We start from the raw sequence: 13,087 nt of genomic DNA, 5'->3' as shown, positions 1-13,087 counted from the left end.
GGGGGACGTCGCAGCCGCGAGACCCCGCCGTCCGGCTCCACCCCGCCACCCCAGGGACAGGAGACACCGCCCGCCCAGGGCGCTCCCATCGGCCAGGACCCGTCCGGCCAGGGCTCCCCCTTCGGACAAGACCCGACCGGCCAGGGCACTCCATACGGACAGGACGCTCCTGGCCGGCGCGGTCAGGACTCCTTCTTCGGGCGGGAACCGTCCGGGCAGGGCTCGCACGAGCAGGGTCCGGTGTTCGGGGCAGGTGGCCAGGCCGAGCGGGCCGGCGGCGCGGCCGAGCAGGAGGTGCGTCCTCAGCGGGACGTGCATCCCGAGCAGGGCGTGCGTCCCGAACAGGGCGCGCAGGGCCGGAGGGCCGCGCGTGGCACGCGGGGACAGGCGCCACGGCACGGCATGGCGGGTGCCCCGGCCATGCCGCAGAGCAGGGGAGCCCGGCATCGCCACCCGGACCAGCAGGTCTGGCCGCCCGCGCCCGCCCCCCGCGAGCCGCTTGAGGGCCTCACGCAACCGCTCCCGGCCGTCCAGCCCTCCGCCGACCAGCCCCCGCACGACCAGTCACCCGCCTACGACCAGGCGCCGCCGTACGGTGGCCCGGCCGGATCGCCGTCTCAGGGCGCCGCTGCGGCCGCCACGGCAGGCGTCGGAGCGGCGGCCGCGATCGCCGCGTCTCATGACGGGGCCCCCTCGCACGACGGTGTGAGGCCTGAGGGGGCGCGGGACGGTGTTCGAGGCAGGGCGCGGGCGGGTGGCGGCAGGCGCTCGGCGAAGGGGTCGCGCAACCGCAAGATCCTGATCGCCGCCGGCGCCGTGGTCGTCTCGCTGCTCGCCATGGGCGCGCAGACGGTGGACGGCTACCTGTTCTACGAGAAGGTGTCCGCGGAGCAGACGAAGGAGGTCGTCGTGGCCGCCGGCCAGGCGGGCAACGTGCACAACATCGAGTGGACGGCCGCGGTGGCGCCCGTGAAGGCTCCCGCGGGCAGCAAGCACGGCCCCGAGGTCACCTGGCTGCAGGTGAACATCACCAAGAAGGTCGTCGACGAGGCCAGCGCCACCATGACCGCCATGCCCTACGACATCAGGCTGTCGGACCGCGGGGACCGTACGTGGACCGTGGAGTTGAAGGACGGCGAGCGGCCGACGGACAGGCTGGTGGTGGGCAAGACGTACAAGATCGAGGGTCTGGCCATCGTGCCCACCCCGGTGGCGAACGAGGTCGAGATCTCGTTCAGGCCGAGCGCCTACCGTTCGGACACGCCGGTGGACGACCTGTTCGACAGGGAGGCCATGGAGAAGGCGGAGAAGGACGACACGGTGCTGCGGTTCAGGCGGCGCTGACCTTTCCGAGGGCGCACGTCCTCCGGACGCTCAGGCGTCGCTGAGGCGCTCGCCCTTGGCGCGGGCTCTGGTGGCCGCGATGTCGAACGTGGCCGCCAGCAGCGCCATCGTGAGCACGGTCGTGATCAGGTCGCGCAGGAACCCGATGGGCGGCCCGGCGTAGGCCCACGTCCATTCCGCGCGTGAGCCGATGAGGGCCCGCAGCCCCCGGTCGCCGTACTGTCCCGCCACGGAGATGGCCACGTAGCACAGGCACATCATGCCGAAGAGCGGGGCGCCGCCGTTGAAGACCATGCGCAGGGAGTTGGCCAGCGGCACCCAGCGGTCCCTGAAGCCGGCGGTGACCTGGTCGAACGACTTCTTCGTGAGGTCGTGGCTGGATTCGAGGCGGTCCACGCCGCGTTCCAGCCGGGTGCCCTTGAGCAGGGTCCGGGCCTCGTCGGAGAAGGCGCCGTAGACGAGCATGGCCACGGTCAGCCAGGCCAGCGGCACCGCGACGGCGTCCAGGAACAGCGGCCAGATCTCGCCGAGCGCGCCGACGATGCCGTCCCACACAGGCACGTTCTCCTGCGCCTCGGCCAGCACCTCCTTGGAGCCGGCGACGACGTTGCGGTGCTCCATCCACTCGGAGCGGGCGTCGGCGACGGCGACGGTGGCGTTCAGCCCGTAGAACATGAACGCGAACTCGGAGAAGGCCGCGGCGAAGCCGTAGAACCGGGTCTTGCCCTGCTCGATGAACTTGGCGAAGAGCGTCTTCAGCCCGAACATGACGATCATGGCGCCGAGCGACACGCGCCAGTCGAGGTCGACGAGGCCGCGGCCGACGTAGGAATCCTCACCGAACCAGGACGCGTCCGTCATTTCCTGGAAATTGTGGAACAGGTCCATCTGGTAGACGTCCCTGGCGTCCTCGTTGTGGAATCCCCACGCCAGGTAGAGCACGGCGAAGGCGGGGGCGATCCGGTCCAGCGTGCGGAAGAAACGTTCGTCGGGCACGCCGTCGCCGGCTCTGGCGCGCATCTCCCACAGCGCGTTGCGCAGGCAGTAGAGCATGCCGGCGGTGACCGTCATCGCGGACATGACGACGAACGTGAGCAGGGTCATGACGGCCACCAGCCGCAGCTGGCGGGCGTCGCCGTACGCGACCTCGGTGGCGCCGTACAGCAGCACGAAGCGCACCAGTTCCCCGGCGGCGAACCAGAGGACCAGAGGCAGCGCGGATCTGCCCACGAGCCGCAGCGTGTGCAGGGGCAGAGAGTACGGCGACGGCATCCGCTGAGCCGGCGTAGGCCCAGGCCGGGGCGGATCCATCACACCTGTCGAACCGGACATCTGTCGAATCGTATCGGGATGTCCCATCTGCCGCAGCCGCAACTCCGCGATTGCGCGCACGATCAGTTGCAGGGCGGTGACATATGAGTGATGCGCGGGCCAACCCGGCGACGGTAAGCGGCGCGTACGGCACCATGACGGTTATGGATTCGAGGCCCGCGCTCGACACCGATCCCCGTGTGGTGGGAGAACGCCTGCGGCAGCTCCGCCAGGCGCGCGGTGTGTCGCTCTCGGAGCTGGCCAAACGCGCCGGCATCGGCAAGGCCACCCTGTCGGGCGTCGAGACGGGCACCCGCAACCCCACGCTGGAGACGCTCTGGGCGATCACCGCGCAGCTCGGCGTGCCGATCGGCGCGATACTCGACTCGCCGCCCGAGCCGCAGGTCATGCGCGGCACGGCCATCGAGGCGCGGTTGCTCGAGGTGTTCGAGGACGACACCGTCACCTACGAGCTCTACCGCCTGCGCGTCCCCCCCGGCCTGACCCAGACCTCGCCTGCCCACCACGAGGGCGTCAGCGAGCACCTCACGGTCTTCACCGGGGCCCTCAGCGCGGGCCCGCTCGACGAGCCCCTCACCGCCGGACCGGGCGACCACATCTCGTGGCGTTCCGACGTGCCGCACGGCTACCGCGCGCACGGCCCCGACGTCGTACGCGCCACGCTCCTCATGCGCTACCCGGCCAAATCCTGACCGCGCCGCACCCCTCGCGGCCCCGCGACGCGCGAAGGCCCGCGCCGGAACGACGCGGGCCTCACGTGGCTAACGGGCTCAGACGGCCACGGCGAGCTGGGCGACCTCGCCCAGCTTGGCCTCGACCTGCACGTCGCGGGTGACGCCGCCGCCCGCGATGATGCGTACGGTCCAGTCGCCGGGAGCGGCGAAGAACCGGAAGACGCCGTCGTCGGACACCACGACCTCGCCGGTGAACTCGCCGGACCCGTCGAGCAGCCGGGCGTAGGCCGTGCCGGCGCCGGTCACCACCCCCTGGATCACGGCCTGGTTGGACAGATCGATCCCGGCCGGCAGCGCGATCGTCTGCTCCGGCGCTCCGCAGCCCTGTGCAGCGCTGGTCATCAGCGGGCCTCCCCCAGCTCGATCGGCACGCCCACGAGCGAGCCGTATTCGGTCCATGAACCGTCGTAGTTCTTCACGTTCTCCTGCCCCAGAATCTCGTGCAGAACGAACCACGTGTGCGCGGAACGTTCGCCGATGCGGCAGTAGGCGATGGTGTCCTTCCCGAAGTCGACACCGGCCTCGGAGTAGAGTGTGCGCAGGTCGTCGTCGGACTTGAACGTGCCGTCGTCGTTGGCGGCCTTGGACCACGGGATGTTGCGGGCCGTGGGCACGTGGCCGCCGCGCTGCGCCTGCTCCTGCGGAAGGTGCGCCGGGGCCAGCAGCTTGCCGGTGAACTCGTCGGGCGAGCGCACGTCGACCAGGTTGAGCTTGCCGATGGCGGAGACCACGTCGTCGCGGAAGGCGCGGATCGCGGCGTCCTGCTCCTTGGCGACGTACTGGGTCTTGGGCCGCTGGGGCACGTCGCGCACCAGCTCGCGGGAGTCGAGCTCCCACTTCTTGCGGCCGCCGTCGAGCAGTTTGACGTTGTCGTGGCCGTAGAGCTTGAAGTACCAGTAGGCGTAGGCGGCGAACCAGTTGTTGTTGCCGCCGTAGAGCACGACGGTGTCGTCGTTGGAGATGCCGCGGTCGGAGAGCAGGGCCTCGAAGCCGGTCTTGTCCACGAAGTCGCGACGCACCGGGTCCTGTAGGTCCTGCTGCCAGTCGACCTTCACGGCGCCACGGATGTGGCCCTTGTCGTAGGCGCTGACGTCCTCGTCGACCTCGACGAGAACGACTCCGGGAGTGTCGAGGTTGGCCTCGACCCAGTCGGCGTCCACCAGGGCGGCGGAGCGGCTCATTGGGATACCTCCATGTTGGCAGCGGGCGTTGAACGACGAATGAGCAGGTACATCTCGCAGCCAAGGCAGAATCCGAAGGCTGCGTTGAGGAATGCGGCGAGGAGAGCCGCGGCCGTGGCCGCGAGGGCCAGCGGTACGATCCCGGTGAGGTATCCGGCCAGGCCCGCGACCGCGAAGACCAGCCCCACGAGCTGCGCGAAACGCGGCGGGCGGGGGTCTTCCGTCCTCTTGGGCGTGCTCGTGACGAACGCCTTGAAGAGCACCACGTAGGGCGAGCGGCGAGCGACCCCGAGCGCGAAGACCACCGCCTGAGCGGCGAGCAGCCAGGGACTCTCCGTCACCAGGACGGAGGCCAGGACCAGGGTGGTGACGGCCGCGCCGAAACGCAGCGCTCTAGGGTCGGCAGGCATCGTGGGATGCTCCTGAAGGGGTCGATTGGAGCGGATCGGATATCCGCGAGATCGTCCTCAGGCAGCGCGACAGAGCGCGGTGGCGACGCGGCAGAAGTCAACCGCGCGCCGCTTCGTCAGCAGCTCTGTCGATGGGTTCATGTTCACGACCCTACTCGGCGTCTCGTCATCTGTCACTTCTCGTCCGTTTATTGAGATGATCTGTCTATTACGCGGACCTTCGGCGGGGGCGTCGCGGGCCTTGTCAGCCGGGCGGCAGCGCGTCGGCGATCGCGGCCAGGACGTCGGCCTTGCGGGGCCGGCCCGAGGCCCTCTTGACGACGGCGCCCGCGGCGTCGAGCACGAGCACGGTGGGCGTGCGCATGATGTTCAGCCGGCGTACGAGGTCGAGCCGCGACTCGGCGTCGATCTCGACGTGCCTCACCCCCGGCACGAGCGTGCTCACGTCGGACAGGATCCGCCTGGTCGCCCGGCACGGCTGGCAGAACGCGGTGGAGAACTGCACCAGCGTCACCCGCTCGCCGAGCTCTTCCCGCAGATCGGCTCCTGTCAGCCGCTCTCCGCCCACGTCACGCACCCTTCCACGGCGGCGCAGGTGGACCACGCCGATCACCGTGCCGAGCGCCAGCGTGGCCAGCGCCACCCACAGTCCGGACATATCCCGTGCAACCGCGCACGGCCGCGATTACTTCCGCGCCTGTATGCGTACGAGTGCCTTCCCCTTTTCGTCGACGAGCTCGAACCTGGCGATGTCGTCCATGGGCAGCGACGTCGTGCTCTTGAAGGCGGCTCTGTCGCGCGAGCGGACGTCCCAGCTTCCCGCGGGGTCGCGCCGCCCGTCGTGCGCGACGACGACGAGGCGGGCGGTCGTGCCGGCGGGCACGCCGTCGAGGCTCACGCTCAGCTCGGTGCCGCCGTCGCCGGGCACGGCCGTCACGGTGGCGCGGTAACCCGTGGCGCTGTTCTCGCCGGAGAACCGGCTGCCCGCGACCGCCCGTTCCGACGCCTTCGGCTCGGGCGCCTCGCTCGCGCTCGGCTTGGAGTCGCTGTAGAGCTCCGCTCTCGGCTCCGCCTTCTCCTGGGTGGATTGCGACGAGGGCGCGGAGGCCGGCGCGGCCGCCGTGTCTTCATGGCCCGCGGTGCCGAGCGTCGTCCAGACCGTGCCGCCCACCACCACCGCCGCGGCGGACGCGGCGACCGCCATCAGCACGCGACCGCGCCTGTTGCGCCTGACGCGGTCGTTCAGCAGCCGGTCGAGCACCTGGCGAGGAGGGCTGGACACCAGCTCCACGTCGCGCTCGGACACCTTGCCGAGGAACGACGCCACGCCCTCCAGCTCGACCAGCTCGCCGCCACACGCCTCGCAGGTCGCCAGGTGGTTGTCGATCTCCATTGCCTCGTCGGGTTCCAGCGCTCCGAGGGCGTGCGCCCCCATGGACAGCCGGATCTCCTCACACGTCATCATGGCGCCAGCCCCCGCTCCTCGAGCGCCAGTTTCAGGGCGCGCAGCGCGTAGTAGGTGCGCGACTTGACGGTGCCCGGCGGTACGCCGAGCGTCGCGGACGCCTCCTTCACCGTGTGCCCTCGGTAGTAGACCTCCAGGAGCACCTCACGGTGCTCCGGTCGTAGCGCGGCCAGGGCCTCGGCCACCGACCACGACTCGACGGCCCGCTCCAGCTCGTCGTCGGCCGGTATGACCGCCAGTGCCTCGTCGCTGGTCTCCTGCGGCCTGGCCCTCCTGGCGCGGTGCTGGTCGAAGACGAGATTGCGGGCCACGGTGAACAACCAGGCCCTGATCGGCCGGTCGGAGAGCGCCTCGGGGTGCCGCCAGGCCCGCAACAGGGTCTCCTGCACGACGTCCTCCGCACGCCCCGAATCACCGGTCAGCCGCAGAACGTAGCCGTAGAGGGGCCCGGCGTGCTCGTCGAAGAGGGTCCTCACGAGTTCCTCGTCAGCCGTGCCGGCCGCGCTCACGGGGTCCCTCCCCCCGCGAGCTCCGCCCTGGCGCGTTCGCTGCGTTCGCTCACGCCCCTCATCACGTACGCGGGGGCGCCGCGGTTCATCCTTATCCACGAATCGGCACGTCAGACGCTTCGGCCGCGATCTCGAGCCCGTCGGCCACGTTCTTCACCCCGGTCACCTTGACGTCGAAGGGCAGCTTGCCCTTGAACGGGATCGTGTACGAGACGAACCGCGCCGCCTGGTCGGGCACGCCCTGGATCTTCTCCGCCTGGAGCCTGATGCCACCGTCGGCCAACTCGACCCTCAGCTCCGCCTCGAACGACACCTTCCGCACCCCGACCGTCACCTCACCCGATGCCACGAGCCGCCGCCCGTTCCCGCTGATCTTGACGCCGCGCGGGGCGTATTTGTCGATCGTGGCCCTGGTCAGCGTGCCGCTGACGGCCACGCGGCGAGCGTGCACGTTGGCTCTGTTCTGCAGGACGTCGGACAGCGGCGCCGTCACGTCGTAGGCGGCGCCCCGCAGGTTCTCCACCGGCACGCCGCCGTAGGTCAGCGTGCCGAGGTCGAAGCGTACCTCCGGATAGTGCCCGGACAGCGCCTGGGTGAGGAAGGGGATGCCCTCGATCGTCACCGTCGGCTTGCCGGACAGATCGGTCGCCGCGGCGATCCTGTTGGCGAGGTCGCGCTGCACCCCTGCCGCGGCGACCCTGTCGACGGCGACGAGGAGAACGATCAGCACGATCAGAGCGACGAGCAGCTTCCGCATGGGGCTCCCAGTCTCAAACGGGGGTCAAAAGAGCCTACCGATTCATTCCCCACCGAAGAGGGCGATCACCCGCCCGCGAAGGGCGGCAACACCTCCACGGTCGCGCCGTCGCCGAGCACCACCTCGGCGTGGGGCCGCTTGCCGACGGGGAGACCGTCCACGAGGAACGAGGACCGCCGCACAACGTGTGCCAGATCGGCACGATTTTGTGTGATTTGCGTCATGAGTTCGTCAAGCGTGGCCGCGTCGAACGATTCTTCCGCCACGCCGGCCGCCTCCTTGGCGGCGGCCCAATAACGAACTTTTCCCCTGGCCATGGGCACCTCACAATCCCTTTAAGTCCATTGTGCGCCGTCCTTAACACGCATGTTTCACAAGACGCCGTGTTCATCTCGTGGACGCGCAATGGACGCCACTTACCCGTGAGATATCCTCGCCTACAGGACTCGGGCGACGTAGCCCCCGGGTCCTTGCGCGTTTGAGGAGGCCCGGATGAGCAACCTGCTCCTGCTGACCAACGCCCTGGAGCCGTCAGCCGAGGTGCTTCCGGCGCTGGGCTTGCTCCTCCACTCGGTCAGAGTCGCGCCCGCGGAGGCCGCCGCGCTGATCGACGCGCCACCCGCCGACGCCGTCCTGGTCGACGCGCGCAAGGAGCTCGTGCAGGCCAAGAGCCTGTGCCGGCTGATCCGCACCACCGGCGTCGACTGCCCGCTCCTGGTGATCGTGACCGAGGGCGGGCTGGCCGCCATGAGCGCCGAGTGGGGCGTCGACGACGTGCTGCTCGACAACGCCGGACCCGCCGAGGTGGAGGCCCGGCTGCGCATGGCCACCGGCCGCATGTCCCAGGCCGCCACGGAGGAGGCGCCCGACGAGATCCGCAGCGGCGACCTGGCCATCGACGAGGCCACCTACACCGCGCGGCTGCGCGGCCGCGTGCTCGACCTGACCTTCAAGGAGTTCGAGCTGCTCAAATACCTCGCGCAGCACCCCGGCAGGGTCTTCACCCGCGCCCAGCTGCTGCAGGAGGTCTGGGGCTACGACTACTTCGGCGGCACCAGGACGGTCGACGTGCACGTGCGGCGGCTGCGCGCCAAACTCGGCACCGAGAACGAATCCCTCATCGGGACGGTCCGCAACGTCGGCTACCGCTTCGTCCCCGACCGGGCCGACAACGCACACGTTTGACCCACGCGATTGACAGCGGGCTCGCCCCTGGCGTCCACTGATGTGACAGGTTCTCGTTGGGGCTGATTCATGCCTGTCATGTCGAGGACACCGCCGTCCTGAGGGGATCGGTGGTGTCGGGGTGGGTCTGTTCAGATCACTGGTCGACGAGGGTGCCAGGCCCCGCGTCTACCGGCGCAACGAGATCATCTGCTCCCCGTTACGGACGGCAACCTGCGTCTCTGCGTCGAGACCTACAGTGGCTCAAGCGCCAGGCGCGAAAGGACAGCGGATCACCGCCGTCCTGCTGGTCTGCGTGGCGGCCGTCTGGGCCCGCCAGCTCTCGCCGTGGGAGACCGCCGACGGAGCGCCCCTCGCCCTGCTCGGCATCTCGTTCGGGCTGCTCGCCGGGTCGGCGATGGCCTGGCTGACCTCGGCCTGCTTCGTCGCCAGGACCCTGCGCACGCGCGAGGAGCCGGCGGAGGAGCTGCGCTGGATCTCCAAGGTCGGCAGGGCCAGGGAGCGGGCGTTCTGGTCGCTGGCCGCGTACGTGGCCTGGCACCTGCTGCAGATCATTGCCGTCTCATTCCAGCCGGGCGCGTTCCAGGGCCTCGACGCGGATGCCCGTGCCCGTGTGGACGAACTGGACGATCTCCGCCATGGCCAGCTCCGCCGTGCCGAGCGCGACGTCGGCGTGGGCGTCGCACCACTCGACGAGCGGGCGGGGGTCGGCGAGCGGGACGGCGAAGTGCACGAGGCTGACGTACCAGCGGTCGCGGGCCCGGCCGTGCTCCAGGTCGCGCACGCCCCGGGACTCCAGCGCGTGGGCGAAGCGCTTCCACAGGGTCACCAGCGTGTCGTCCTCCGGGTGCCCGCAGACCAGCACGCCGCCCGGGTGCGGGCTCACGCCTCTGAGGCTCACCCTCGCCCCGGGCAGGCCGTCGGCGGCCTCGGCCAGCGCGGCGGCGTAGGCGCGGCGGAGCGGGTCGTCCTCCGGGATGCGGGCACGGTAGGGCTCCAGGGACCTGAGCGTGACGTGCAGGGCCGGGCCGCCGTGCACCCAGTGGCCCGGAGCCTCGATGGTCCCCGCCAGCTCGGTCAGGCGGTCGACGATCTCTCGCTGGGGGCGGAGCACGGCGGCGGCGCCCCAGCGCCTTCCGCCTTCCACCATGGGGACGTCGTGAGTGGCCCGGCCGGACAGCAGGGCCGCGCGCCCTCTGGCCCGGAACTCGATGAAATCGGACATTCGAGCAGTATGCCGCCTCAGCCGGTCCGCCGGATGAGATCGAGCAGGGCCGGCACCCAGTGCTCGCCGTACCGCTCCTGGAGCTCGGCCCGCCGCCAGTCCTCGCCGGTCACCCGGCCCCTGCACAGGGCCGCCCCGCACCGGCAGTCCATGGTGAACTCGGGCGCCGCGCTGCTGGTGGCGTAGTCGCTGGTCAGTTCCTCGCCAGGCAGCAGGTCGCGGCGCGCGGCCAGGCTGTAGGGGCCGGTCCACCACAGGTTGGGGTCGCAGCTGTGGTTGCTCTTGCCGACCGGCCGCCCGAACGGCAGGACCAGGTGGAGGTCGTCCGACACCGTGATGGTGTCGACGTACGGGACCGCGGGGTCGTCGAAGAGCTCCCGCAGCCGCTCCCAGGTCACGAGCCGCCCGCCGACGCGGGCGACCTCGGTGCCGGCCGGGATCGCGGCGGTGGCGAACAGCCCGTCGCCGGCGATGAGCGAGGGACGCACCTCCAGCGCGGGATGTGTCCAGCAGTCGGGCTCAGGGGCATCGATCATGAGTCCAGCTTGCCCCTACTCGTACGCGGACGGGGGAAAGGCCTCCTTGTGCGGGCCGTTGTCGGGGTCGAACTCGTAACGGATCCTGGCGCAGTCGTCGAGCAGCGCTCCCTGCAACGTCTTCAGCTCCCTGTGCCTGGTCCGGTCGAACTCCTCGGCCAGCACCTTCTGCCGCCGCCTGCCCTCGCCCAGCGCGGCACGCAACTCCTTCATGTCCTTCTGGTAGGAGCCCTTGCCGCTGCGGCCGATCTGCAACATCCCGAAGGCGCCGAAGACCTGCGACAGCGACTCCAGCTCCTGCGCCAGCGGGTCGGGCAGGTCCGCCCCTCGCTCGCCGGGCAGGCCGCGCGCGCCCGCGATCAGGTCGACCAGCCCTCTGGCGATCCCCCTGAGCTGGCTGCAGGCGTGGTCGAGGCAGGTGGCGGCCTCGGCGACCTGGCGCAGGCGGGTGTCGTATCGGCTGCGCCGCAACGTGAAACGCACCGACTCCTTCGCCTGGTCCGCGGCCTCCTTCGCCTCCTCCAGCCGTTGGGAGAGCGTCCTGGCCCGCTCCAGCCACTCGCCCGCCATCTCGCGGTCCCACTCGCCGCCCAGCCCCCGCGCCATGTCCGCGGCCAGGTCGGCCAGCTCGCCGGAGAGCCCGCACAACTCCTTCGCCGCGCGCTCCACATACCGCGGTGGCAGGATCAGCAGGTTCGCCGCCACGCCGATGCAGGCCCCGATCAGCACGTCCGCCAGGCGGGCGAAGCCGTACGTGCTGCCCAGCGCGAACACCAGCAGCGCCGTGATCGGGATCTGCACGTTCTGGGCCGGCAGGTTCAGCAGCCGGGCCAGGACCAGTCCGGACGAGGTCAGCACCGCCAGCGTCACCGCGTTGACGCCGAGCAGCCAGATCAGCCCCGTGGCCGCCGCCACGCCCACGATCACCGCGCCGACCTGCTGCAGGCCCCTCACCACCGTGCTGTACGCGGTCGCCGACACCGTCAGGAGCACGCCGATGGGCGCCAGCACCGGCAGGCCCACCTTCAGCACGTTGGCCGCCAGCCACCAGGCGAGGACGCATGCCCCCGTCACCTTGATCGTCTGGACGAAGGACTCGCGTTCCATGCGCAGCCAGCGCCCCATGCCCAGGCCCCTGGCCCGGCCGAGCGCCGCCTTCCCACCCGAGACGATGCGCTGGAGCGGCGGTGCGTACGGCTCACGCCGACGCCCCGGTTCGGTCCCCATGCACGTGCCCTGCCCAGTGGAGCAGCGGATAGAGCTGGTCGAACAGGGGTAGCGGGCACGGAGGCCGTGAAGGAGGTGTGGCCGGTGCCCGGCGATCTGGTCGTCCCCGACGGTGCTCGGGGGATGGTGGTGTTCGTGCACGGCAGCGGCAGCAGCCGGCTCAGCCCGCGCAACCGTTACGTGGCGGGCGCGCTCAACGAGGCCGGGCTGGGCACGCTGCTGTTCGACCTGCTCACCCCGCAGGAGGAGGCGGCCAGGGAGAACGTCTTCGACATCGGGCTGCTGACGCGGCGGCTGCTGGAGCGTACGGCATGGGTGCGTGAGCGGCCCGCGACGGCGGGCCTCCCGATCGGCTACTTCGGCGCCAGCACCGGCGCGGCGGCGGCGTTGGCGGCGGCGGCCGAGCCCGGCAACCCGATCACCGCGATCGTCTCACGAGGCGGCCGGCCCGACCTGGCCGCGGAGAAGCTGGAGGCGGTACGCGCCCCCGCCCTGCTCATCGTCGGCGGCAGGGACCCGGTCGTGCTGAGGCTGAACGAGGAGGCCCAGCGTCGGCTGAACGCCGAAAGCCGCCTGTCGGTCGTGCCGGGCGCCACCCACCTGTTCGAGGAGCCCGGCGCGCTCGAGATCGTGGCCGACCAGGCGAGCGACTGGTTCACCGGCCACTTCTCCGCCGTCAGACGGTGATCGTGGCCAGCATCCTGCCGTCGGAGGTCTGGATCGTGAAGTGGTTCAGCTCGTCCTGCGGAAGGCTGGTGCCTCCGTGCAGCAGCATCGGATCGGGCGAGCCCGGCACGCCGTACCCCTTGTCGGGGACGCCCCAGCTCGCCACCACCTCGGAGCGGCCGTCGTCGCCCACGGCCGTGAGCCGGCACTGCAGCGGGCCTTTGACGCCCTTGAGCTCCAGCGCGACGTGGGTCCCCCAGCCCTTGTCCTCCAGGCCGATGACGCTGGACACGCCGGTCGCGGGGTCGGTGGCGGCGTAGGTGCGGCCGGTCATGAGCAGCGCGCGGGCCGGGCTGTGGATGCTGTCCGGGTTCGGGCCGCCGGTGAGGGAGCTGCCGGCGAGGAAGACCCCCGCCGCCACCACGAGGCAGGCGGCGGCCGTCATGAACGTACGGTGGAGCCGGCGGCGCCGACGCTCCACGACCGCCCTGCGCGCCAGGACCGACTCCACCTGCG

Annotated in this window: 17 protein-coding genes and 2 pseudogenes; 4 read left to right on the top strand and 15 right to left on the bottom strand. The window is 70.9% G+C overall.

Annotated features, from left to right (window positions below):
• A pseudogene (locus GUY59_RS42485) lies at positions 1-1,344 on the top strand (hypothetical protein); the annotation flags it as partial.
• Positions 1,345-1,374: 30 nt separating this feature from the next.
• On the opposite strand, the gene GUY59_RS42480 reads toward GUY59_RS42485, so the two are convergent.
• Positions 1,375-2,574, bottom strand: a complete 1,200-nt coding sequence (locus GUY59_RS42480; protein WP_138207597.1) for a hypothetical protein — start codon at positions 2,572-2,574, stop codon at positions 1,375-1,377.
• A gap of 245 nt (positions 2,575-2,819) precedes the next feature.
• Between GUY59_RS42480 and GUY59_RS42475 the strand changes: the two genes are divergently transcribed.
• Positions 2,820-3,368: a helix-turn-helix domain-containing protein gene (locus tag GUY59_RS42475; RefSeq protein ID WP_138207599.1), complete on the top strand. Its 549-nt coding sequence runs from the start codon at positions 2,820-2,822 to the stop codon at positions 3,366-3,368.
• Between the two features lie 78 nt (positions 3,369-3,446).
• On the opposite strand, the gene GUY59_RS42470 is transcribed toward GUY59_RS42475, so the two are convergent.
• The 9 genes from GUY59_RS42470 to GUY59_RS42435 form a co-directional block, all read right to left on the bottom strand.
• Positions 3,447-3,752: a DUF1416 domain-containing protein gene (locus GUY59_RS42470; RefSeq protein WP_132337667.1), complete on the bottom strand. Its 306-nt coding sequence runs from the start codon at positions 3,750-3,752 to the stop codon at positions 3,447-3,449.
• The gene (locus GUY59_RS42465; protein WP_132337665.1) at positions 3,752-4,591 is read right to left on the bottom strand and encodes a sulfurtransferase; all 840 of its coding nucleotides are present in this window, start codon (positions 4,589-4,591) and stop codon (positions 3,752-3,754) included. The genes GUY59_RS42470 and GUY59_RS42465 overlap by 1 nt, the downstream gene beginning before the upstream one ends.
• Positions 4,588-5,001 (bottom strand): DUF4395 domain-containing protein, encoded by a 414-nt coding sequence (locus GUY59_RS42460; RefSeq protein ID WP_138207601.1) that lies wholly within the window; start codon positions 4,999-5,001, stop codon positions 4,588-4,590. The genes GUY59_RS42465 and GUY59_RS42460 overlap by 4 nt, the downstream gene beginning before the upstream one ends.
• A 57-nt stretch (positions 5,002-5,058) precedes the next feature.
• Entirely contained in the window at positions 5,059-5,142 is an 84-nt protein-coding gene (locus GUY59_RS51575; protein WP_350668905.1) for a putative leader peptide, read from the bottom strand.
• 103 nt (positions 5,143-5,245) lie between these two features.
• Positions 5,246-5,659 (bottom strand): thioredoxin family protein, encoded by a 414-nt coding sequence (locus tag GUY59_RS42455; RefSeq protein ID WP_138207603.1) that lies wholly within the window; start codon positions 5,657-5,659, stop codon positions 5,246-5,248.
• Between the two features lie 27 nt (positions 5,660-5,686).
• Positions 5,687-6,466, bottom strand: coding sequence for an anti-sigma factor family protein (locus GUY59_RS42450; RefSeq protein ID WP_138207605.1), 780 nt, complete (start codon positions 6,464-6,466; stop codon positions 5,687-5,689).
• A complete protein-coding gene (locus tag GUY59_RS42445; RefSeq protein ID WP_138207607.1) occupies positions 6,463-6,975 on the bottom strand; it encodes a sigma-70 family RNA polymerase sigma factor in 513 nt (170 codons plus the stop codon). The genes GUY59_RS42450 and GUY59_RS42445 overlap by 4 nt, the downstream gene beginning before the upstream one ends.
• Before the next feature lie 91 nt (positions 6,976-7,066).
• Entirely contained in the window at positions 7,067-7,732 is a 666-nt protein-coding gene (locus GUY59_RS42440; protein WP_138207609.1) for an LmeA family phospholipid-binding protein, read from the bottom strand.
• Between the two features lie 65 nt (positions 7,733-7,797).
• Positions 7,798-8,049, bottom strand: a complete 252-nt coding sequence (locus tag GUY59_RS42435) for a MoaD/ThiS family protein (RefSeq protein ID WP_138207611.1) — start codon at positions 8,047-8,049, stop codon at positions 7,798-7,800.
• A 175-nt stretch (positions 8,050-8,224) separates the two neighbouring features.
• On the opposite strand from GUY59_RS42435, the gene GUY59_RS42430 reads away from it, so the two are divergent.
• The gene (locus tag GUY59_RS42430; RefSeq protein WP_132337654.1) at positions 8,225-8,917 is read left to right on the top strand and encodes a winged helix-turn-helix transcriptional regulator; all 693 of its coding nucleotides are present in this window, start codon (positions 8,225-8,227) and stop codon (positions 8,915-8,917) included.
• Positions 8,918-9,160: 243 nt separating this feature from the next.
• Here GUY59_RS42430 and GUY59_RS42425 read toward each other — a convergent pair whose 3' ends face one another.
• From GUY59_RS42425 to GUY59_RS42410, 4 genes are read right to left on the bottom strand one after another with little or no spacing between them, the layout of a single operon-like run.
• Positions 9,161-9,472 carry a hypothetical protein gene (locus GUY59_RS42425; RefSeq protein ID WP_138207613.1) on the bottom strand — a complete coding sequence of 104 codons (312 nt, stop codon included), beginning with the start codon at positions 9,470-9,472 and terminating at the stop codon, positions 9,161-9,163.
• A 7-nt stretch (positions 9,473-9,479) separates the two neighbouring features.
• Complete coding sequence (locus tag GUY59_RS42420) at positions 9,480-10,142, bottom strand: hypothetical protein (RefSeq protein ID WP_138207615.1); 663 nt, start codon at positions 10,140-10,142, stop codon at positions 9,480-9,482.
• A gap of 17 nt (positions 10,143-10,159) precedes the next feature.
• Positions 10,160-10,678, bottom strand: coding sequence for an SET domain-containing protein (locus tag GUY59_RS42415; protein WP_132337652.1), 519 nt, complete (start codon positions 10,676-10,678; stop codon positions 10,160-10,162).
• A gap of 15 nt (positions 10,679-10,693) precedes the next feature.
• Positions 10,694-11,905, bottom strand: a complete 1,212-nt coding sequence (locus GUY59_RS42410) for an FUSC family protein (protein ID WP_138207617.1) — start codon at positions 11,903-11,905, stop codon at positions 10,694-10,696.
• A 66-nt stretch (positions 11,906-11,971) separates the two neighbouring features.
• On the opposite strand from GUY59_RS42410, the gene GUY59_RS42405 reads away from it, so the two are divergent.
• Positions 11,972-12,592, top strand: coding sequence for a dienelactone hydrolase family protein (locus GUY59_RS42405; RefSeq protein WP_330849293.1), 621 nt, complete (start codon positions 11,972-11,974; stop codon positions 12,590-12,592).
• Here the strand turns inward: GUY59_RS42405 and GUY59_RS42400 are convergent.
• Positions 12,582-13,087, bottom strand: a pseudogene (locus GUY59_RS42400) (hypothetical protein); the annotation flags it as partial. The gene GUY59_RS42405 and the pseudogene GUY59_RS42400 sit on opposite strands and share 11 nt — an antisense overlap.

Source organism: Nonomuraea sp. K271 (assembly GCF_009908215.1).
GTDB classification, from domain to species: domain Bacteria; phylum Actinomycetota; class Actinomycetes; order Streptosporangiales; family Streptosporangiaceae; genus Nonomuraea; species Nonomuraea longispora.
This window is presented reverse-complemented; position numbering and strand designations above follow the sequence as displayed.

Coding starts and splice junctions, on each gene's coding strand:
- GUY59_RS42460 (WP_138207601.1), bottom strand. CDS start 5,001: ATGCCTGCCGACCCTAGAGCGCTGCGTTTCGGCGCGGCCGTCACCACC.
- GUY59_RS42455 (WP_138207603.1), bottom strand. CDS start 5,659: ATGTCCGGACTGTGGGTGGCGCTGGCCACGCTGGCGCTCGGCACGGTG.
- GUY59_RS42425 (WP_138207613.1), bottom strand. CDS start 9,472: ATGATCTGCAGCAGGTGCCAGGCCACGTACGCGGCCAGCGACCAGAAC.
- GUY59_RS42465 (WP_132337665.1), bottom strand. CDS start 4,591: ATGAGCCGCTCCGCCGCCCTGGTGGACGCCGACTGGGTCGAGGCCAAC.
- GUY59_RS42415 (WP_132337652.1), bottom strand. CDS start 10,678: ATGATCGATGCCCCTGAGCCCGACTGCTGGACACATCCCGCGCTGGAG.
- GUY59_RS42430 (WP_132337654.1), top strand. CDS start 8,225: ATGAGCAACCTGCTCCTGCTGACCAACGCCCTGGAGCCGTCAGCCGAG.
- GUY59_RS42450 (WP_138207605.1), bottom strand. CDS start 6,466: ATGATGACGTGTGAGGAGATCCGGCTGTCCATGGGGGCGCACGCCCTC.
- GUY59_RS42440 (WP_138207609.1), bottom strand. CDS start 7,732: ATGCGGAAGCTGCTCGTCGCTCTGATCGTGCTGATCGTTCTCCTCGTC.
- GUY59_RS42435 (WP_138207611.1), bottom strand. CDS start 8,049: ATGGCCAGGGGAAAAGTTCGTTATTGGGCCGCCGCCAAGGAGGCGGCC.
- GUY59_RS51575 (WP_350668905.1), bottom strand. CDS start 5,142: ATGAACCCATCGACAGAGCTGCTGACGAAGCGGCGCGCGGTTGACTTC.
- GUY59_RS42475 (WP_138207599.1), top strand. CDS start 2,820: ATGGATTCGAGGCCCGCGCTCGACACCGATCCCCGTGTGGTGGGAGAA.
- GUY59_RS42420 (WP_138207615.1), bottom strand. CDS start 10,142: ATGTCCGATTTCATCGAGTTCCGGGCCAGAGGGCGCGCGGCCCTGCTG.
- GUY59_RS42410 (WP_138207617.1), bottom strand. CDS start 11,905: ATGGGGACCGAACCGGGGCGTCGGCGTGAGCCGTACGCACCGCCGCTC.
- GUY59_RS42470 (WP_132337667.1), bottom strand. CDS start 3,752: ATGACCAGCGCTGCACAGGGCTGCGGAGCGCCGGAGCAGACGATCGCG.